General features: G+C 67.7%; 17 protein-coding genes. 6 read left to right on the plus strand and 11 right to left on the minus strand.

All coding sequences use genetic code 11. The features are described from left to right. Positions 1-4: 4 nt before the first annotated feature. On the minus strand, positions 5-763 hold the full coding sequence (locus IEW34_RS07235) for a potassium channel family protein (RefSeq protein WP_188608463.1): 759 nt from the start codon (positions 761-763) through the stop codon (positions 5-7). Between the two features lie 211 nt (positions 764-974). On the opposite strand from IEW34_RS07235, the gene IEW34_RS07240 reads away from it, so the two are divergent. The 3 genes from IEW34_RS07240 to IEW34_RS07250 are packed head-to-tail and all read left to right on the plus strand — an operon-like array spanning position 975 to position 2976. Beyond that, a complete protein-coding gene (locus tag IEW34_RS07240) occupies positions 975-1811 on the plus strand; it encodes a hypothetical protein (protein WP_188608464.1) in 837 nt (278 codons plus the stop codon). Between the two features lie 7 nt (positions 1812-1818). Continuing rightward, the gene (locus tag IEW34_RS07245; protein WP_188608465.1) at positions 1819-2448 is read left to right on the plus strand and encodes a chromate transporter; all 630 of its coding nucleotides are present in this window, start codon (positions 1819-1821) and stop codon (positions 2446-2448) included. A gap of 3 nt (positions 2449-2451) precedes the next feature. Next, positions 2452-2976, plus strand: coding sequence for a chromate transporter (locus IEW34_RS07250; protein WP_188608466.1), 525 nt, complete (start codon positions 2452-2454; stop codon positions 2974-2976). A 218-nt stretch (positions 2977-3194) separates the two neighbouring features. Here IEW34_RS07250 and IEW34_RS07255 read toward each other — a convergent pair whose 3' ends face one another. From IEW34_RS07255 to IEW34_RS07290, 8 genes are all read right to left on the minus strand, one after another. Beyond that, positions 3195-3491, minus strand: coding sequence for a hypothetical protein (locus IEW34_RS07255; protein ID WP_188608467.1), 297 nt, complete (start codon positions 3489-3491; stop codon positions 3195-3197). A 90-nt stretch (positions 3492-3581) separates the two neighbouring features. Continuing rightward, entirely contained in the window at positions 3582-4010 is a 429-nt protein-coding gene (locus IEW34_RS07260) for a VOC family protein (RefSeq protein WP_188608468.1), read from the minus strand. A 7-nt stretch (positions 4011-4017) separates the two neighbouring features. Continuing rightward, positions 4018-4356 (minus strand): SUF system Fe-S cluster assembly protein, encoded by a 339-nt coding sequence (locus IEW34_RS07265; RefSeq protein WP_188608671.1) that lies wholly within the window; start codon positions 4354-4356, stop codon positions 4018-4020. Positions 4357-4441: 85 nt separating this feature from the next. Continuing rightward, positions 4442-5692: a cysteine desulfurase gene (locus tag IEW34_RS07270; RefSeq protein WP_188608469.1), complete on the minus strand. Its 1251-nt coding sequence runs from the start codon at positions 5690-5692 to the stop codon at positions 4442-4444. Positions 5693-5833: 141 nt separating this feature from the next. Further along, a complete protein-coding gene (gene sufD, locus IEW34_RS07275; RefSeq protein ID WP_188608470.1) occupies positions 5834-7150 on the minus strand; it encodes a Fe-S cluster assembly protein SufD in 1317 nt (438 codons plus the stop codon). Then, positions 7150-7899 carry a Fe-S cluster assembly ATPase SufC gene (gene sufC, locus IEW34_RS07280; RefSeq protein WP_188608471.1) on the minus strand — a complete coding sequence of 250 codons (750 nt, stop codon included), beginning with the start codon at positions 7897-7899 and terminating at the stop codon, positions 7150-7152. The genes sufD and sufC overlap by 1 nt, the downstream gene beginning before the upstream one ends. 109 nt (positions 7900-8008) lie before the next feature. Further along, entirely contained in the window at positions 8009-9478 is a 1470-nt protein-coding gene (gene sufB / locus IEW34_RS07285) for a Fe-S cluster assembly protein SufB (RefSeq protein ID WP_188608472.1), read from the minus strand. 84 nt (positions 9479-9562) lie between these two features. After that, entirely contained in the window at positions 9563-10738 is a 1176-nt protein-coding gene (locus IEW34_RS07290) for a cysteine desulfurase family protein (RefSeq protein ID WP_188608473.1), read from the minus strand. 213 nt (positions 10739-10951) lie between these two features. Here IEW34_RS07290 and IEW34_RS07295 point away from each other — a divergent pair, with 213 nt between their 5' ends. Further along, positions 10952-11614 carry an alpha/beta hydrolase gene (locus tag IEW34_RS07295; protein ID WP_188608474.1) on the plus strand — a complete coding sequence of 221 codons (663 nt, stop codon included), beginning with the start codon at positions 10952-10954 and terminating at the stop codon, positions 11612-11614. An 18-nt stretch (positions 11615-11632) separates the two neighbouring features. Here IEW34_RS07295 and IEW34_RS07300 read toward each other — a convergent pair whose 3' ends face one another. Beyond that, positions 11633-12736 carry an anhydro-N-acetylmuramic acid kinase gene (locus IEW34_RS07300; protein WP_188608475.1) on the minus strand — a complete coding sequence of 368 codons (1104 nt, stop codon included), beginning with the start codon at positions 12734-12736 and terminating at the stop codon, positions 11633-11635. Positions 12737-12810: 74 nt separating this feature from the next. Between IEW34_RS07300 and tyrS the strand changes: the two genes are divergently transcribed. Then, positions 12811-14064 carry a tyrosine--tRNA ligase gene (gene tyrS / locus IEW34_RS07305; protein ID WP_188608476.1) on the plus strand — a complete coding sequence of 418 codons (1254 nt, stop codon included), beginning with the start codon at positions 12811-12813 and terminating at the stop codon, positions 14062-14064. 51 nt (positions 14065-14115) lie between these two features. Here tyrS and IEW34_RS07310 read toward each other — a convergent pair whose 3' ends face one another. Then, positions 14116-17493, minus strand: a complete 3378-nt coding sequence (locus tag IEW34_RS07310) for an AsmA-like C-terminal region-containing protein (RefSeq protein ID WP_188608477.1) — start codon at positions 17491-17493, stop codon at positions 14116-14118. 360 nt (positions 17494-17853) lie between these two features. Between IEW34_RS07310 and IEW34_RS07315 the strand changes: the two genes are divergently transcribed. Then, complete coding sequence (locus tag IEW34_RS07315; RefSeq protein WP_188608672.1) at positions 17854-18318, plus strand: peroxiredoxin; 465 nt, start codon at positions 17854-17856, stop codon at positions 18316-18318. Positions 18319-18356 lie beyond the last annotated feature (38 nt).

An 18356-nucleotide genomic window follows, 5' to 3' on the forward strand; every position in this document is an offset into this window, starting at 1 on the left:
CCCGTCAGATCGGGTCGTCGTCAGCCGCCGCATGAATTGGCCGGGCCGGTCTGGGCGGAACCGGCCGGCTATCGCGGGCCGAACCCATCGACGCCTCCGGGTCGCTGATCGCCTCGCGGCCATAGAGCGACACCAGCCGCGCGATGACGACGGCGTTGTAGAACAGCCCGGTGACGGCCTCGAAGACGGCCATCATCCGCGCCAGCGGATGCAGCGGAAGCACGTCGCCGTAGCCGATGGTGGCGAGCGTCGAGAAGCTGAAATAGACGAGCACGCCCACATCGTCGTGGCTTATGTCCGGATGCAGCGCTTTGGGGCCCAGGAGCGTCACGCAGAGGCCGTAGAGCTGGGACCAGAAGATTCCGAGCATGAGAAAGCCGCTGAGCGCACTCGCCAGCGTGGTGAGGTCGGCGGCGCGGGCCCGCAACAGGTCGTTCGCCAGGCGAATGAAGATGCCACCGGTCAGGATCGCGAACACCAGCTGAGGCGCGGCGGCGCCGATGAGGGAGCTCAGCTCGAGGAACCGCAGCAGCAGCCAGAGCGTCGCGACCGCCACGATCGTCAGGAACCGCCACCCCGACAGCGACAAGCTCATCGACGCGGTGATGATGGCGACGGCCAGCAGAGCGACCTCCGCCATCGCCACACTCTCGCGGCGGACGGCGAAAGGCGACAGCAGGATCAGAACGACGCTCGCGCCGAGAAAGGCGAATGCGTGGTTGCGGCGCAACCAGTGGGCAAAGGGATTTGCAAGCGGCGACAACGGGCTCTCCGCAAAGACGTGGCTTGACGCGTATCGAAAGGTCCGGCTCGGAGGGCATCGGCCGCGTATCTCTACCCATCATGAGGGCCGCGCGATACCGCCGGCCACGCTCGCGGCGGGCAGGCGTTGCGCGCCGGCCTTGCCGTGCGCCCGTTTCCGGGGCACGACAGGTTGCCATCGACCGTCCGCCCGCACTTGCCGAGTCCCGCGCATGGATGACGTTCATTATCGCGAATACAAGATCCTGCTGCGACCGGAGCAGTTCTACGCCGCGTCGCGTTTCGAGGACTATTGGAACGTTCTGACCGGCATCGCCGACGCGCTCGGCGTCGGCGTCACCACGAACAAGAACGCGTTCCACCGGGCGATCCGGGAGGTGCTGTTCTACGATACGCTGCGCCACGACCTGTATGCGAATTCGTTCATCCTGCGGAAGCGGACGTTCTACACCAACGGGTGGCCCGACACGGAGCACGAGCTGACCGTCAAGTTCCGTAGCCCCGACTATGATGTCGCCCGCGCCGTCGACATCACACCGCACCTCACCGGCGAAGCCGACATCAAGTTCAAGGAGGAGCTGCTGCCGCTGAAGAACGAGCTGGGCGGCATGCGCAGCCTATACTCCCACAATTGCGTGCTGCGGTCGCCCAGCATCGTCCTCGACAAGGGGCTGGAGCACATCACCGAGGTGTTTCCCGTGATGAAGCGGATCGACATCAAGCCCAAGACGCGGATCGAGCTCGTCAACGACGTCGCCGTCGAGGAACTGCTCGTGGACGCCGGGAATTTCGACTTCGGCCATGGCTATCAAGCCAAGGCGACGATCTCCTTGTGGCGCAACCGCGCCTCGGAACGCTCGCTGATCGGCGAGTTCGCCTTTCAGGCGAAGTTCGCCTCGGCCGACGAGATCCACCGCAAGGCCAAGCGCCTCTCCGAGGACTTCTTTCTTGCGGTGCAGAGGAAGGCCCCCGACTGGGTCGCGCTGGGCACCACGAAGACGGCGCTGGTCTACGGGATCGCCGGCAAGCCCGCGGCCCGGGAGGAGTAGGGCTCCCATGGGCACGGACCCCGGCGAGCAGGCTGGCAGCCCGTCTGTGCAGGGCGACCGGGTCCCCCTCGCCCGCCTGTTCGGCGTCTTCCTGATGATCGGTGCGACCAGCTTCGGCGGAGGCGTGGTGGCCTATCTGCGGTCGAGCCTGGTGACGCGGCAGCGATGGCTCGACGACGAGGAGTTCCTGACGGCGCTCGAGATTTCGCAGGCGCTGCCGGGCCTCAACGCGACCAACATGAGCATCATCGTGGGCGACCGGCTGCGCGGCGTGATCGGCGCCGCGGTCGCCTTCGCCGGGATGACGCTGCCCGGCGCCTCGCTCGTGTTCGCCCTCGGGGTTCTCTACGCCGCCAACCGCCACGATCCGACGGTCAACGCGGCCCTGATCGGTGTCGGCGCCGCGGCAGTCGGCCTGCTCGTCTCGGTGACGCTGCAATTGGGGCGCAAGCAGCTCGGCCATGCGCTCGACATCGCCATCGTCGTGGTGGTGGTGGCGTTGATCAGCGTCTTCCACGTGTCTCTGGTGGTCGTGCTCGTGACCGTGACGCCGGTTGCGATCTACCTCTATCGGCCGCGCGCCCTGGTCCCTGCCCCGGCGGTGCCCTCCGGTCTCGACAAGAAGCCGGCGGACTAGCGCATGCACGACAGTATCCGCATCTTCTCGGTCTTCGCGCTGCTCTCGGTCCTGGCCATCGGCGGCGGAACGGCGGTGCTTCCCGAAATGAAGCATCTGACCATCGACACCTACCATTGGCTCGACGACGATCAGTTCCGTGACATCTACGGCCTCGGCCAATTGGCGCCGGGGCCCAACCTGCTGATGGTCGTCGTCATCGGCTACCACGTGGCCGGCAGCGCAGGTGCGCTGCTCGCATTCGTCGGTTTCTTTCTGCCTGCTTCGGTCATTGCGCTGACGGCATCACGCGTTTGGAATCGCTTTGCCGGTTCGCCCTGGCGTCTGTCCGTGCAACGTGCCCTCGGGCCGATCTCGATCGGGCTGATGATCGCCGGGATCGTGTCGGTGGCCCGCACCGCGATCAGCGGTGTCCCAACGGCGCTCCTCGCCGTGGCGGTGTTCGCGGTGCTCAGCCTGTTCCGTCGGCTCAACCCGGCCTGGATGATCCTCGCGGCCGGGCTCGTCGGCGCGGCGGCATTCCGGTAGAGCATTTCCGCGTTTCTCTGAATCGCGGAAATGCTCTACTTATCTGTTTTGTCGCATTTTTCACGCGAACCGGCGTCCACTTCGCTCAAAAATCCTCTAGAGCCCCTTGCGCCTGGGCAAAATCGAGTTGTTGAACCGGGAGCGCTTGTCACCGATCGGGTGATTTTGGATTTCACCCGATCGATGGGGCATTGCGCCGCTCGCCGCGGTCGCTCGCCTCAGCCGCGCGAGCCGCTGAACGGCCAACTGCCGACGAACCCGGCCGAGACGGTGCCGTTGATCGTATCGCCCTCGACGTTGCCCTTGAACTCGAGTGTCAGCGGCATCGGATTGTCGATCTTGATCTTCCAGCTGGCTTCGTCGCCGGCAACCGCGCCGTCGAAGATCTCGGTCGAATTGCCCTCGGCCGCCTGCGTGCCGGTCAGCGCGCCGCCGTCGCTCGCCAGCGTGATCGACGAGCTGCGCTCGCCCATCGGCGTCTGCATGGTGATGTTCCAGGTTCCGTCCACAGCCATCGAAAGCTCCCTTTGGATCCGGCCGGATGCGGCCCGGCGCTCCTTAGGTAGAGCTTTCCGGCGCGAATGGGAACGCCGCGCCTGCGCCCGTCAGCCGCCAGGGATGTTCCACAGCCCGGGCGTCGCCAGCTCGAGCAGATGGCCGTCCGGATCGCGGAAATAAATGCTCTTGCCGCCCCGCGGCCAGTCGGTCCGGCCTTCGATCTCGACGCCATGACCGGTGAGCGCCCTCTCCCACTGCGCCAGATCGTCGGCCGCGATGGCAAACGCCACATGCAGCGGCCCGTGGCCGTCGTGGGGAGGAATGGTGCCGCCCGGCAGATGCACGGTCTCGAGCGTCGCGCCGCGCTGGAAGAGCAGCAGCACGGTGGTGTCGCCGACCCCATAGGCGCGGAAGCGCTGGTCGGCCACGAGCGGCTTCAGGCCGAGGACGTCCTCGTAGAAGCGCTCCGCGCGTTCGAGGTCGTCCACGTAGAGGGCGGTTTCCAGAACACGGCGCAGCGGTGGCGGCGGGGGCATGTTGGCCTCACCACATATCGAGGGCGACGCGGGCTTCCTCCGACATGCGGCTCTGGTCCCACGGTGGATCGAAGACCATGTTGACCTTCACCCCCGACGTGCCCGGTACGGACGCCACGGCGTTTTCCACCCAGCCGGGCATTTCGCCGGCCACGGGGCAGGCCGGCGCGGTGAGCGTCATGTCGATCGTCACGTGCCGGTCGTCGCCGATCTCGACGCGGTAGATCAGGCCGAGCTCGTAGATGTCGGCCGGGATCTCCGGGTCGTAGACGGTCTTGAGCGCGGCGACGATGTCGTCGGTCAGCCGGTCGATCTCCTCGGGCGCGAGCGTCGAGGGGGGCGCCACGTCGGGCGCGTTCGGCGGCGGACTGTCGACCGGGGCATGGTTGTTCACGGATTCTCTCCTCGGGGCGCCGGACCGATGCGAAGCGTCAGGCAAACATCTGCTCCGCCTTGATCAGCGCCTCCGCCAATTTATCCACTTCCTCGATGGTATTGTAGAGGCCGAACGAGGCGCGGCATGTCGACGTGGTGCCGAACCGCTCCAGGAGCGGCATGGCGCAATGGGTTCCGGCGCGGACCGCGACGCCGGCGCGGTCGATGATGGTGGCCACATCATGGGCGTGGGCACCCTTCATCTCGAACGAGAGGATGGCGCCCTTGCCCCTGGCCCGGCCGATGATGCGGATCGAGTTCATGGCGCCGAGCCGGTCGTGGGCGTAGGCCGACAGCCGCTCCTCGTGCGCACGGATCGCCTCGCGCCCGAGGCCGTGCATGTAGCGCAGCGCGGCCCCCAGCCCAACCGCCTCGACGATCGGCGGCGTGCCTGCCTCGAAGCGGTGCGGCGGAGCATTGTAGGTCACCCGGTCTCGGGTCACCGTCTCGATCATCTCGCCGCCGCCATTGAAGGGCGGCATGACCTCGAGCCACTGCTTCTTGCCATACAGCACGCCGATGCCCGTGGGACCGTACACCTTGTGGCCGGTGAAGACGTAGAAGTCGGCGTCGATGTCCCGCACGTCGGGCGCCAGGTGGACAGCGCCCTGGCTGCCGTCGACGAGCACCGGGATGCCGCGCGCGTGCGCGATGCGCACGATGTCCTTCACCGGCGAGACCGTGCCCAGAACGTTCGACATGTGGGTGAGCGCCACGATCTTGGTGCGCTCCGTGAGCAGCGCCTCGAAGGCGTCGATTAGCAGGTTGCCTTCATCGTCCACCGGAATCCACTTGATCACCGCGCCCTTGCGCTCGCGGTGGAAGTGCCACGGCACGATGTTGGAGTGATGCTCCATGATCGAGACGACGATCTCGTCCCCCTCGCCGATCGCCATGCGGCCGAACGAGTCGGCCACCAGGTTGATGGCCTCGGTGGCCGAGCGGGTGAAGATGATCTCGTCGGTCGAGGCAGCATTGAGGAACGCACGGACCGCTTCGCGGCCGTCCTCGTAGGCCTCGGTCGCGGCATTGGCCATGTAATGCAGGCCGCGATGGACGTTGGAGTAGCCGGTCTCCATCGTCCGCACCATGGCGTCGATGACGGCGCGCGGCTTTTGCGCCGACGCGGCGTTGTCGAGATAGACCAGTGGTTTGCCATAGACCGTCTGCGACAGGATGGGAAAATCCCGGCGCACGGCGTCCAGGTCATAGGCGCCGGCGGGCGGCACACGGCTCAGTTCGTTCATGGCTCGATGGAGCGGCTTGCCGCCGCCCTCCCTGGAGCATACCCGGTCCAACCGGATCGCCATGCTCCGCTTCGCGTTGATCGGGCGCCGTCTCGCCAATCGGCCTGGTCCGCCCGATGAAGGGAACGCACTCTCGCCGGCTCAGCGGCGCTCGCTCAGCCAGGTTGCGGCAAGGCCCGCCAGCGCGTCGCGCACATCGTCGCGCACCACGAACTCCAGCGGCTCGCCCAGGAACGCCTCGACCATCAGCGCCTCCGCTTCCGGACGCGGCAGGCCGCGCGCCATGAGGTAGAACAGCAGGTCATCGTCGAGCGCACCGCAGGTGGCGCCGTGCGCGCACTGGACGTCGTCGGCAAAGATCTCCAGCTCGGGCTTGTTGTTCATGGTGCCGCCCTCGGAGAGCAGCAGCGCGGCCGACATCATGCGCCCATCCGATTTCTGGGCATGCGGGCGCACGATGATCTTGCCCTGAAAAACCCCGACCGCCTCGTCGTCAACGACGGTCTTGAACAGCTCGCGGCTGGTACAATGGGGCACTGCGTGATCGAGCAGCAGCGTGGTATCGGCGTGCTGGCGGCCGCGGAGCATGGTGGCACCGCCGAGCGCAATGGTCGCGTTCTCGCCGGCGCAGCCCAGGAAGATCTGGTGGCGGGCCACGCTCGCGCCTTTGGTCAGCGCGAACGACTTGAAGTCGGTGCCGGCGCCCAGCGCCACGGTCAGAGTCGAGACGGCGAGCGCCCCAAGCCCTTCGTCGTTGACGCGCACGTGCGAAACGCGGGCCGCGGCGCCGGCAACGATCTCGACCGCGCTATTGACCTGGTAGGCGAGCCCGTCCGGCCCCTGGTGCGTCTCGACGAGGTCGAGCTCCGCCCCGTCGTCCACCACGATGAACAGGCGCGGCGACGTCGCGAACGACTGGGCGGCGCCGTTGACGAAGCGCAGCTCCAGGCGCGCGGCACCGGCCTCACGCCGCACGTGAACGATAGCGCCGTCGGCCATGAACGCCGTGTTGAGCGCCAGCGCCGTGTTGCCGCGGGCGATCTCCAGGCCGGCCATTCTGGCGGTCAGCGGATGGCCGCTCGCCAGCGCATCGGCCAGCGGCACGATCTCGATGCCGGCGAGGTCGGAGGGCGCCGCAACGAGATGGCCGTTGGCGAAGGTCAGCTGCGGGGTGGCGAGATCGCCCAGGGGCGGCGCCTGCCCGAGCAGGCGTGCCGCAGCCTCGCCTTCCGGCTTCAGCGCCAAGGGTGGGGCGTCGCGCATGAAGGCGCGCAGGTCGGTATATTTCCACTCTTCGATGCGCCGATGCGGCAGCCCGCTGGCCGTGAAGAGGGCGAAGGCCTCGTCGCGCAGCCGCTTAACGACGCCGTCGCCCGGCAGCACCGGCCGCACGTGCGAGAAACGCTCGATCAGTTCCGTTTCGGCCGCGGTCCGGATGATGCTGAGTTCGGCGGTCATCACGCGGCCTGCTGGCGGTAGTCGGCGTAGCCGTTTGCCTCGAGCTCGATCGCGAGTTCCTTGCCGCCGGAGCGGACCACGCGGCCGTTCGCCATCACGTGCACGGTGTCGGGAACGATGTAGTCGAGCAGGCGCTGGTAGTGCGTGATCACCAGCGACGAGCGGTCCGGCGCGCGCAGCGCATTGACGCCGTCGGCGACGATCTTGAGCGCGTCGATGTCGAGGCCCGAATCAGTCTCGTCCAGGATGCACAGGCTGGGCTCCAGCAGCGCCATCTGCAGGATCTCCATGCGCTTCTTCTCGCCGCCGGAGAAGCCGACGTTGAGCGGCCGCTTCAACATCTCCGGGTCGATGGCGAGCTTCGTCGCCGCCGCCTTGACCCGGCGCATCAGGTCAGGCGTCGTCAGCTCGGCCTCGCCCCTCGCCTTGCGCTGCGCGTTGAGGGCGGCCTTGAGGAAGGTCATGGTACCGACGCCGGGGATCTCCAGCGGATACTGGAAGGCGAGAAAGACGCCCTTGGCGGCCCGCTCGAACGGCTCCAGCTCCAGGATGCTCTCGCCGTCGAGCAGGATCTCGCCGTCGACGACGGTGTAATCCTCCTTGCCGGCAATGACGTAGGAGAGGGTGGACTTGCCCGAGCCATTGGGGCCCATGATGGCCGCCACTTCGCCGGTGTTCACCGTGAGGTCCAGGCCGTTGAGGATGCGCTTGTCCTCGATGTCGACGACGAGGTTTCTGATTTCCAGCATGGTCAGATCCGGTTGTTCGCCATCCCGCGCTCGGCGCAGCGCAGGGCTGCCGCGGGACGATGTATCGTTGTGGTGACGCGATGGCAGGCGGCCTCAGGCCGCCGACGGCTCAGCCGACGCTGCCTTCGAGCGAGATCGAGATCAGCTTCTGCGCCTCGACCGCGAATTCCATGGGCAGCTGCTGCAACACGTCCTTGACGAAGCCGTTGACGATCAGCGCCACCGCCTCCTCGGAGGAAAGCCCCCGCTGCAGGCAGTAGAACATCTGGTCGTCGGAGATTTTCGACGTCGTCGCCTCGTGCTCGAAGACCGCCGAGGCGTTCTTCGATTCGATGTAGGGCACCGTATGGGCCCCGCAGCCGTCGCCGATGAGCAGGCTGTCGCAATTGGTGAAGTTGCGCGCTCCCGAGGCCTTGCGGTGAGCCGAGACCAAGCCCCGGTAAGTGTTGTCCGAGCGGCCGGCTGCAATGCCCTTGGAGATGATGCGGCTCGCCGTGTTCTTGCCGAGGTGGATCATCTTGGTGCCGCTGTCGACCTGCTGGCGGCCGTTGGAGATGGCGATCGAGTAGAACTCGCCGCTGCTGCCGTCGCCGCGCAGGATGCAGGATGGATATTTCCAGGTGATGGCCGAGCCGGTCTCCACCTGCGTCCAGGAGATCTTCGAGCGCGCCCCGCGACAATCGCCGCGCTTGGTGACGAAGTTGAAGATGCCGCCCCTGCCCTGGGCGTCGCCCGGATACCAGTTCTGGACCGTCGAGTATTTGATCTCGGCGTCATCGAGCGCGATCAGCTCGACCACGGCGGCGTGCAGCTGGTTCTCGTCGCGCTGGGGCGCCGTACAGCCTTCCAGGTAGCTGACGTAGGACCCCTTGTCGGCAATGATCAGCGTGCGCTCGAACTGGCCCGTGTTGCGCTCATTGATGCGGAAGTAGGTCGACAGCTCCATCGGGCAGCGCACGCCAGGCGGCACGTAGACGAACGAGCCGTCGGTGAACACCGCCGAGTTCAATGTGGCGAAGAAATTGTCGGTGACCGGAACGACGGAGCCCAGGTATTTCTTGACGAGCTCCGGATGCTCGCGGATCGCCTCCGAGATCGGGCAGAAGATGACGCCGGCCTTGGCCAGCTCCGCCTTGAAGGTGGTCGCCACCGAGACCGAATCGAAGACCGCGTCGACGGCGACGCGCGACGTCTTGACGCCGGCCAGGATCTCCTGCTCGCGCAGCGGGATGCCGAGCTTCTCGTACGTCTTGAGGATCTCCGGGTCGACGTCGTCGAGGGTCTCGGGCCCGGCAAGCCGCTTGGGCGCCGCATAGTAGTAGGCGTCCTGGTAGTCGATCGGGGGATAGTCGACCCGCGCCCATTTGGGCTCGCGCATGGTCAGCCAGCGCTGATAAGCGTCGAGGCGCCACTCGGTCATCCAGGCGGGCTCGCCTTTCTTGGCGGAAATGAAGCGGACGATCTCCTCCGACAGGCCCTTGGGAGCCTTGTCCGTCTCGATGATCGTCTCGAAACCGTACTTGTACTGATCGACGTCGATCGCTTTGACGCGCTCGACCGTTTCCTGCACAGCAGGCATTCATCCCTCCTCTCACGGCTTCAAGGGCCGTGGATCGGTATACGCAGGCGGCGGTCCGCTGAGCCCGCAGCCCGACGCCCGGGCTCAGGCGGCGCGGCGCGCCCCTGCCCGTCTATGTAAGGTTTCCAGCGCCTTTTCGAAGACCTGGCCGAAACGGACGACGTCCGCCATGCTCGACCGCCAGCCCAGGCTGGCCCTGAGCGCCCCTCCCGCGAGCTCCTTGTCGATGCCCATTGCGTCGAGCACGTGGGAGCGCTTGATCTTGCCGGACGAGCACGCCGATCCGGAGGACAGAGCGATACCCGCTCTGTCGAAGTGCATCAACAGTGTTTCCGCCGTCAGGCCACGCACCGCGAAGGCGCTGGTGTTGGCGACGCGTTCCGCCTGCCCGCCGAAGATGACCGCGTCCGGCGCCAGGCGCCTGACCACGTCCTCCAGCTGGCCACGCAGTGCTGCGAGCCGGGGCTGCTCGGCCGCAAGGTCGGCCGCCGCTGCGGCGGCCGCCGCGCCGAAGCCTGCAATGCCGGGCCCGTTATGGGTGCCGGCACGGTGGCCGCGCTCCTGCCCTCCGCCCCGCAGCAGCGCCTGCGCCAGCCGCACGCGGTCGCCGGCCAGCACGATGGCGCCGACGCCCTGCGGTCCGCCGAGCTTGTGGGCCGACAGAAAGAGCGCGTCGATGCCCAGGTCGGCCATGGCGAGCGGCAGCTTGCCCGCCGCCTGCACGGCGTCGGCGACCACGAGCCCGCCGCGAGCGTGCACGAGCTCGGCAGCGGCGCGAATGGGCTGCACCACGCCGGTCTCGTTGTTGACCACCTGCAGCGCGACGAGCGCCGGCCCCTCGTCTGTCAGCGCCGTGTCGAGCCAAGCCAGATCGGCAACGCCATGCGCATCGACCGGGATCAGCCGGGCGCCGGTCGGCCCGAAGCCGTGGCCTTCGCGCACGCATGCGTGCTCGGTGGACAGCACGAAGAGGCGGTCGAAGGCTGGGCCCGGCGCCGTCGCGACCAGCGTGCCCGGGCTGAGCAGCGTATTGGCCGCCTCGGTGCCGCCACTGGTGAAGACCACGTCCTGCGGCCGCGCGCCGGCCAGCTCCGCGACCTGCTCTCGCGCCGCCTCGACCGACGCCCGCGCCGCGCGCCCTTCGCCGTGAACGGACGAGGGGTTGCCGCCACGGGCCAATGCCTGGGCGATTGCCGTGATGACCACGGGGCGCACGACGGACGTCGCGTTGTAGTCCAGGTATGTGCGCTCGTCGGCCATCGACCCTGTCAACCTGCTCGCACGCAAACCTTGCAATCGCCCCCTGCGACCGTGCTAAACAGCATGCGACTTGCGGGCCAAGCGCCCGGCAACCCGATAATTTAATGCGCTTAGAACGGTTCTAAGCCCTATTTGACGTCCGAACAGGACCCGAGTCAAGGCACCCTCGATGCCGGCCCGGGCTCGCAGGCGTCGCACCAGCAAGGCTCCAGGATGCCCGAAGTCATTTTCGCCGGTCCCGCAGGACGTATCGAGGGGCGCTACCACCCGTCGAAGCGCAAGGGTGCGCCCATCGCGGTCATCCTTCATCCACACCCGCAGTTCGGCGGGACGATGAACAACCAGATCGTCTATAACCTCTACTACGCCTACGTAAATCGCGGCTTCTCTGTGCTGCGCTTCAACTTCCGCGGTGTCGGCCGCAGCCAGGGCGCCTTCGACCACGGCGTCGGCGAACTGTCCGATGCGGCTGCGGCCCTCGACTGGGTGCAGTCGGTCAACCCCGAAGCGCGCACCTGCTGGATCGCCGGCATTTCGTTCGGCGCCTGGATCGGCATGCAGCTACTCATGCGGCGGCCTGAGATCGAGGGCTTCGTCTCGATCGCCGCCATGGCGAATCGCTATGACTTCTCTTTCCTCGCCCCCTGCCCCTCGTCCGGCCTGTTCGTGCACGGCTCGGAGGACCGTGTCGCACCGGTGAAGGACGTCGTCGCCGTCATCGAGAAGGTCAAGACCCAGAAGGGGATCCAGATCGAGCACGCAGTCGTCGAGGGCGCCAACCACTTCTTCGACGGCAAGGTCGACGACCTGATGGCCACGGTGAACGTGTATCTCGACCGGCGTCTGGGCCCGGCCGCGGCGGAGACCGCCGCCTGAGGCGAGCCGCAACGCGCCTTACGGGCTCGCCAACACGCCACCCGTCGTGGGCTCCTTGACCCCGGTCGTAGTCGGGAACGTCAGTGCCAGCCCCTCCAGGCTCCGCACGGCCAGGAACCCGAAGGCCTGTGCCTCCAGGAACGCCGCCGACCAGCCAAGGCCGTCGGCGGTGATCATGTCGGCCCGCAGGTGATAGCTGAGCAGGCGCAGCAGCTCGCCGTTCTTGGTGCCGCCGCCCGCCACAACCCAGCGCTGCGGCGTGTCATGCGCGAAGTCCAGCGCCCGGGCGACCGAGCGGGCCGTGAACGCCGTCAGCGTCGCCGCCCCGTTCTCAACCGACAGGTGTCCCACCATGCGATGCGAGAACCAGTTGCGATCGAGCGACTTGGGGGGCAGGCGCTGAAAGAACGGATGCACGAGCAGCCAGGCGAGCAGTGGCTCGTCCGGCCGCCCGCGGGCCGCCGTGCGGCCGCCGTCGTCGAGCGGATGGCCGGTCCGGTCGCGCATCCAATCGTCGATCAGCGCGTTGCCCGGGCCGGTGTCGAAGGCCAGCAGCGATCCATCGGCGCCGATGAAGGTGACATTGGCGACGCCGCCCAGGTTGAGGATGGCCACGGGCAGCTCGAGCCCGGCATACTGGGCGAGCGCACCGTGAAAGGGCGGCACCATCGGGGCGCCCTGGCCGCCCGCGTCCATATCCGCGCCGCGCATATCGTAAACCACGGGAATCTTGAGCCGCCGGGCGAGCGCCCTGCCGTCTCCGAGTTGGACCGTGATGCGCGCCTCGGGCCGGTGCAGCACCGTCTGGCCATGGAAGCCGACGACGTCGATGCTGTCCCGCGACAGGCCATGATCGGCGAGAAACGCTTCCACGGCTTCCGCATGGGTTTCCGTGATCAGGGCTTCGGCCTCGATCAGATTTCCCGGCCGCTCGGTGCGGCTGGAAAGTTGCGCCGCGTCGACGATCGCCTGGCGCAGCACATCGCGTTCGTCGTCGCCGTAGGCGCGATAGCCGGTCGGCCCGAGCGACGTGATCGTGCGGCCGTCGGTTTCGATCAGGGCGACGTCGATACCGTCGAGCGACGTGCCGCTCATGAGGCCGATGGCCCGCTTCACGCCCATTGTGAATCCTCCGTGATCTGACCGGCCAAAGCTGTTACACGGCGCCGGTTAAGAGCAAAGACAAAGAGCAAGCCATGCGTGCCCCCCAGTCCGACTTCCTTCGCGTTCTGACCGAGCGCGGCTACATCCACCAGTGCTCCGATCTGGAGGGGCTCGACGCTCAGGCGCGCGCTGGCCAGTTGACGGCCTACGTGGGGTACGACTGCACCGGACCGTCGCTGCACGTCGGCCATCTCATGTCGATCATGATGCTGTACTGGTTCCAGCAGACCGGCCATCGCCCGATCACGTTGATGGGCGGCGGCACCACGCGCGTGGGCGACCCGTCGGGCAAGGACGAGAGCCGCAGGATGCTCTCGCTGGCTCAGATCGAGGACAACAAGCTGAGCCTGCGCACGGTGTTCTCGCGCTTCATCGACTACGGCTCGCCGAGGGGCGCAGCCGTCATGGCCGATAACGCGGAGTGGCTGGCGCCCCTCAACTACATCGAGTTCCTGCGCGACGTGGGCCGGCACTTCTCGGTCAACCGCATGCTCAGCTTCGACAGCGTCAAGATGCGCCTCGACCGCGAGCACGAGCTGTCGTTCCTCGAGTTCAACTACATGATCCTGCAGGCCTACGACTTCGTCGAACTGAACAAGCGCCACGGCTGCGTCTTGCAGATGGGCGGCTCGGACCAGTGGGGCAACATCGTCAACGGCATCGACCTGGGCCGCCGCATGGGCACGCCACAGCTCTACGCGCTCACCTGCCCGCTGATCACCACCGCGTCCGGGGCGAAGATGGGCAAGACGGCGGCGGGGGCCGTCTGGCTCAAGGACGAGATGCTGACCCCTTACGAATACTGGCAGTTCTGGCGCAATACCGAGGACGACGACGTGGAACGCTTCCTCAAGCTGTTCACGACGCTGCCCCTGCCGGAGATCGCCCGTCTGGCCGCCCTCGCCGGCAGCGAGCTCAACGAGGCCAAGAAGGTGCTCGCCACGGAGGCTACCGCCCTGTTGCACGGGCGGGAGACGGCCGCGGAAGCGGCCGAGACGGCGCGGCGCACGTTTGAGGAAGGGGCGCTGGCCGAGAACTTGCCGACCGTGTCGCTGCCGGTCGGCGACCTCGAAAGCGGCCTGGGTGTGCTCATCGCGGCTCGCGCGGTGGGGCTCGTCGCCTCCAACAGCGAGGCGCGCCGGCTGATCAAGGGTGGCGGGCTCAAGGTCAACGACGTCACCGTGACCGACGAGCGGGCCGTCCTCGGCACCAAGGACAGGACCGTGGAGGGTGTGATCAAGCTGTCGCTCGGCCGCAAGAAGCACGTGCTGCTCAGGTTCAAATAGTGCCGCTCTGCGCCAACGACGGGGAGCGATCGCCGGATCCGCAGATCCACCTCAGCGGTCGCCCAACGACTGCGTCGGCGCCAGCTGCTGCCGGATCGAACCGTCCGGCGTGAACACCTCGAGGAACTTTCTGAAGATGCCGGGCGCGACGGCCGTGAGCGGATTGACGGTCAGCGTCGGCCCACTGGCGGGGCCGGTGATGCGGAAGCTCACCGCGAAGACGCCCTCGTTACTGCCGCCGCCGAGGATCGGCCCGACCAGCGGTATGCGGGAGAAGACATTGTTGAGGGCGTAGGCCGGGATGAACGTGCCGGTCAGGTCGGCCCTGTCGCGGCCGAAATCGACCGTGCCGTCGAGCTTGATGCCGACCTGCGGCCCCCAGATGATGCCGTCCCGCAGATCGATCAGCGCCGCCGTTCGCGTAAAGCTCGCCCGCAGGCCCGTGAACGCCACGTCGTCGGCATCGATGCGTGCCGCATCGCCCGGCTGCGCCGATACGATGCGGCGGATCGCCGGTTCGTTGCGCAGCGCGAAGTCGCCGATGGCCACCGTGCCGCTCTGGCGCCCGTCGCCCATGGCCACCTCCAGGCTTAGGGCCCCCCCCGTCATGCGCTTGTACAGGTCGGCATAGCGCAGCAAGGCGCCGGCATCTCGTGTTTGGACGGTGAGCGTGCCGCTGCCCTTGTCGCGCGGCACCAGTTGCACCGAGACCGGTGACTTGCCAAATCGCCCGGCCAGGTTGAGCTGGCGCACCTCGGGCCCGCGCTTGGTCAGCCGCAAGGTTGCGTTGGTGAGCGATTCGCCGTTGAAACCCGCCAGGATGGGCGAGCTCAAGTCCAGCTCGATGTCCTCACCGCCCTTGCTCCGTCCCGCCTTGCGGGCGCCGGCCTCGGGGCCGAAGAGCTGCTTGAGGAAGGGCCTCGCATCGATCACCGCCCCGCGCACGGTTATCTTGAAGGTCTGCCCCGTCCGGTCTAGATCGACCCGCATCTCGTCGGCCGGCGACAGCTTGAACGAAGACAGCTTGGCCCGCTCCAAGCCGTTGTCGCGGTTGATCTCGATCGAGCCCCTGGCGCTGACGCCGCCGGCATCGAAGGCAAAGTCGTCCAGGAGGTGGGAATCACCCGGTCCGTCAGCGAGCTGGAACGTCACCCGGCCGGGCCGGCCCGCAGGCTTCGACCAGCCGGGCAGCATGTCGTCGAGCTTCGTCTTGGTGAGGTCGAGATCGACGCGCGCTCCGCGCCCTTCCGTTCGCGATAGCGGCGCCACAACCTTCGCGGCGATCGGGCCACTGATCTGCCGCCCCAGGGACAGGCCGAGCTTCGTCCGAGCCGCTTCGTCCAGGGTGGCCGTGATCGTCGCTTCGCCCACGGCGCCTTGCTGGAGCGGCTGGCGGACATCGATGTCGGTCGCCAGCCCGGCGAGTTGGCCACTGCCCTCCATGGAGAACGCCGTCCGGTCGAGCGTCACGGTGAAGTTGCCGCCCTCGAGCCTATCCTTGCCGATGACCCGCTCGACCGTGAGGCCGCTGACCGTGCCGGTGGCGGTGGCATGGACCTGCTGGAGCTGGAGCGTCTTGGCCATCGGCAATGTCAGGGCGAGCTTGAGGTCGGCGCTGCCGCGGATGGTGCTGGGATCGATCTGCACCTGGGCCATGCCCGCCTCGGTGCCCAGGCCGAGGATCGCGTCGATGCTCCCGGTCAGCCGAGCGGTGGCGTTGGCGAGCGGCATCGGGCTGGCAGTGTCGGCGATGGCGATCGAGGCCGAGGGCATCGCCACCGGCCGTCCGCGGCCGGGCACAAGCTCGGCATTGTGGATATCGACTTTGGCGGTGCGGGCGGTCACCACGACGGTGGCCGATCCTCGGATGATCGGCAGCTTGTCGCCGAGGCGGTAGTCGGACGCCGACAGCACGACCTCGCTCCGCACGGCCCGCTCCGGAAGTGGCCGCCGCGCCCGGGCCTCGGCGATGTCGGTATCGGTCATGTCGACGGCGACGCTGAAGCGGTCCACCATCCCGGCACGCAGGTTGTCGGTCATGAAGTCGCGGACGTGCCGTGCCGCAAACGCTGGCCAGATGGCGAACGCCGCCCGGATGTCCGTGTGCTCGCCGGAGATATTCACGCGAACGCCCCGGCCGGCCGCTTCGGTGCCGAATTCGCCGGAGACCAACGCGCTGCCCCGCTCCGCCGTCAACTCACCCTTCTCCAGTATGACCCCGCCGCCGGAGACGCCCGACGCCAGCAGCGCCACCTTCTGCAGCTTCACCGGATTGTCACCGGGCGTGGGCGCCGCCGCGAAAGCATCACTCGATCTCAGCGAGAGGCGCCAGGGGACAGGCGCTTCGGCCGGCTCCAGCCGGCCCGAGGCCTCCACATGAGAGCCGTCCCAGGCGGCGTAGAGGCGATTGATGAGAATCGCCGACGTTGCCGGATCGTAGGAGGTGGCCAGCCTGACCTCGTCCATGACGAACTGCGGCATGTCGGGATCATCGGTGTGGATGACGGCGCGGCTGCCGCTCATCGTGACGTCGAGAGCAGCGAGCTGCCCCGTCGTACTAACGGCGGCCCGCACGGTGCCGGACAGAGGCATGTCGGTGGTCACCGCCTGCTTCTCCGCCCCCAGCACGAGCAAATCCGACACCGGCACGTCGCTGAAGGTCAGCGAGGCGACACGGGCGGCTCCGGCGCGGCCGGCGACGGTGCCCTGCAGCTGCCATCGGCCCGAGCCACCGGTCAGGCCGAACTTGAAGTTGCGCAGGCTGTCCTTGGGCTTGTCGAAACGGAGCGAGGCCTCGCCGAACTGGTAGCGCACCCGCCCGTCAGGACCGAGCAGAGTGAGCCTGGCATCCTCGATGCTCGCCCGATCGAGGCCGCCGAAGGCCCCTTCACTGGCGGTCAGCAGATCGACCGCCGACGCCGCCGCCCGGGCGATGGCCCGGGTGAGCGCGACGGGGGCCGCCGTCGGCACCTCTCCGGTCTGCGCCGCGGTGGCGCGGTCGGGCGGCGGCGCCTGCACCATGTCGCCATCGGCGCCGACGCGGAAGGCCAAGGTGCCGTCGGCGGTCACTGCCAGGCGCAGATCCAGCCCGGTGAAGGAGATCGAACGGGGCACGAAGCGTCCGAGCACCAGCGCCCAGGGGTCGACCGACACCGTCGCGCTCGGCGCCTTGAGGGCGCGCACGCCCTCGGGATTGCGAATCTCGACGTTCTCGACCCGCAGCGCCGGATTGAGGCCGGCATGCTCGATCGCCGCCGTACCCACCGTGACCTTCCACGATGGTCCGAGACGCTGTGCCAGCGCCTCGGAGACGCGGCCCGATAGCCCTTCCAGGACCACGGGCCCCATCAGCATGCGGATCGCCAGGCCACTCACCAGCAACAGGGCGATGCCGACGACGGCGCCCGCAAAGTAGGTCGCCGCCCGCAACCGTCGCCGGCGACGGGGGCGGCCTCCGGGAGCCGGGGGCGTCGCGCTCCCTGCCGCCTCGCAGCCGCCGACGGGCTTCGTGGCCGCCCGGTCGGGCCACGGCAAGTCGCCGCCATGGGCCGAGGCCACAGCGCCGTGGACGGGCGCATGAACGCCCTTGAAGACCTTGCGGCGCAGCCGAAGCCGAGCCCGAGGCAGGCGGGTGGCGACCATCTACTCAGTTATGCGGCGGGCGGGATGCGCGCCAACCAAAACATGCCATTTCCCGCTGAACATCTTGCTGCTTGCTGGCGTAGGATTGCGGCAAGCTGTGAGATGACGGCGTTTCAGCACGGACAATCCGACGAAAGGAAGGCGACCATGTCGCTGACGGCTGGCCAGCAGGCTCCCGATTTCGACCTTCCAACCGATGGCGGCGACCGCATCAGGCTGTCAGGCCTGAGGGGCCACGCGGTCGTAGTCTACTTCTATCCGAAGGACGACACCAGCGGCTGCACCCAAGAAGCATTGGCTTTCAACCGCTTGCGCCCAGAATTCGAGCAGGCGGGGGCGGTTGTGGTGGGCGTGTCGCCCGACAGCACGCGCAGTCACGACAAGTTCAAGGCCAAGTACGAGCTCGGCTTCGCGCTGGGCGCCGACGAGACCAAGGACGTGGTCACCGCCTATGGCGTGTGGGGCGAGAAGAGCATGTACGGCCGCAAGTTCATGGGCGTGGAGCGATCGACGTTCCTCATCGACCGCGACGGCGCCATCGCCCGCATCTGGCGCAAGGTGAAGGTGCCGGGCCACGCCGAGGAGGTGCTCGCCGCGGCCAGAAGCTTGTGACCGCGGCCGCGCACGGCGCAGGCCCGATCGGTTGCGAT

This window comes from Chelatococcus reniformis (assembly GCF_014640075.1).
Classification (GTDB): Bacteria; Pseudomonadota; Alphaproteobacteria; order Rhizobiales; family Beijerinckiaceae; genus Camelimonas; species Camelimonas reniformis.

Excerpts from the sequence above, each read along its gene's own strand:
- sufB (WP_188608472.1), bottom strand. The coding sequence starts at position 9,478 with ATGCCTGCTGTGCAGGAAACGGTCGAGCGCGTCAAAGCGATCGACGTC.
- IEW34_RS07300 (WP_188608475.1), bottom strand. The coding sequence starts at position 12,736 with ATGGGCGTGAAGCGGGCCATCGGCCTCATGAGCGGCACGTCGCTCGAC.
- sufD (WP_188608470.1), bottom strand. The coding sequence starts at position 7,150 with ATGACCGCCGAACTCAGCATCATCCGGACCGCGGCCGAAACGGAACTG.
- IEW34_RS07255 (WP_188608467.1), bottom strand. The coding sequence starts at position 3,491 with ATGGCTGTGGACGGAACCTGGAACATCACCATGCAGACGCCGATGGGC.
- IEW34_RS07270 (WP_188608469.1), bottom strand. The coding sequence starts at position 5,692 with ATGAACGAACTGAGCCGTGTGCCGCCCGCCGGCGCCTATGACCTGGAC.
- IEW34_RS07260 (WP_188608468.1), bottom strand. The coding sequence starts at position 4,010 with ATGCCCCCGCCGCCACCGCTGCGCCGTGTTCTGGAAACCGCCCTCTAC.
- sufC (WP_188608471.1), bottom strand. The coding sequence starts at position 7,899 with ATGCTGGAAATCAGAAACCTCGTCGTCGACATCGAGGACAAGCGCATC.
- IEW34_RS07290 (WP_188608473.1), bottom strand. The coding sequence starts at position 10,738 with ATGGCCGACGAGCGCACATACCTGGACTACAACGCGACGTCCGTCGTG.
- IEW34_RS07250 (WP_188608466.1), top strand. The coding sequence starts at position 2,452 with ATGCACGACAGTATCCGCATCTTCTCGGTCTTCGCGCTGCTCTCGGTC.
- tyrS (WP_188608476.1), top strand. The coding sequence starts at position 12,811 with ATGCGTGCCCCCCAGTCCGACTTCCTTCGCGTTCTGACCGAGCGCGGC.
- IEW34_RS07295 (WP_188608474.1), top strand. The coding sequence starts at position 10,952 with ATGCCCGAAGTCATTTTCGCCGGTCCCGCAGGACGTATCGAGGGGCGC.
- IEW34_RS07240 (WP_188608464.1), top strand. The coding sequence starts at position 975 with ATGGATGACGTTCATTATCGCGAATACAAGATCCTGCTGCGACCGGAG.
- IEW34_RS07315 (WP_188608672.1), top strand. The coding sequence starts at position 17,854 with ATGTCGCTGACGGCTGGCCAGCAGGCTCCCGATTTCGACCTTCCAACC.
- IEW34_RS07245 (WP_188608465.1), top strand. The coding sequence starts at position 1,819 with ATGGGCACGGACCCCGGCGAGCAGGCTGGCAGCCCGTCTGTGCAGGGC.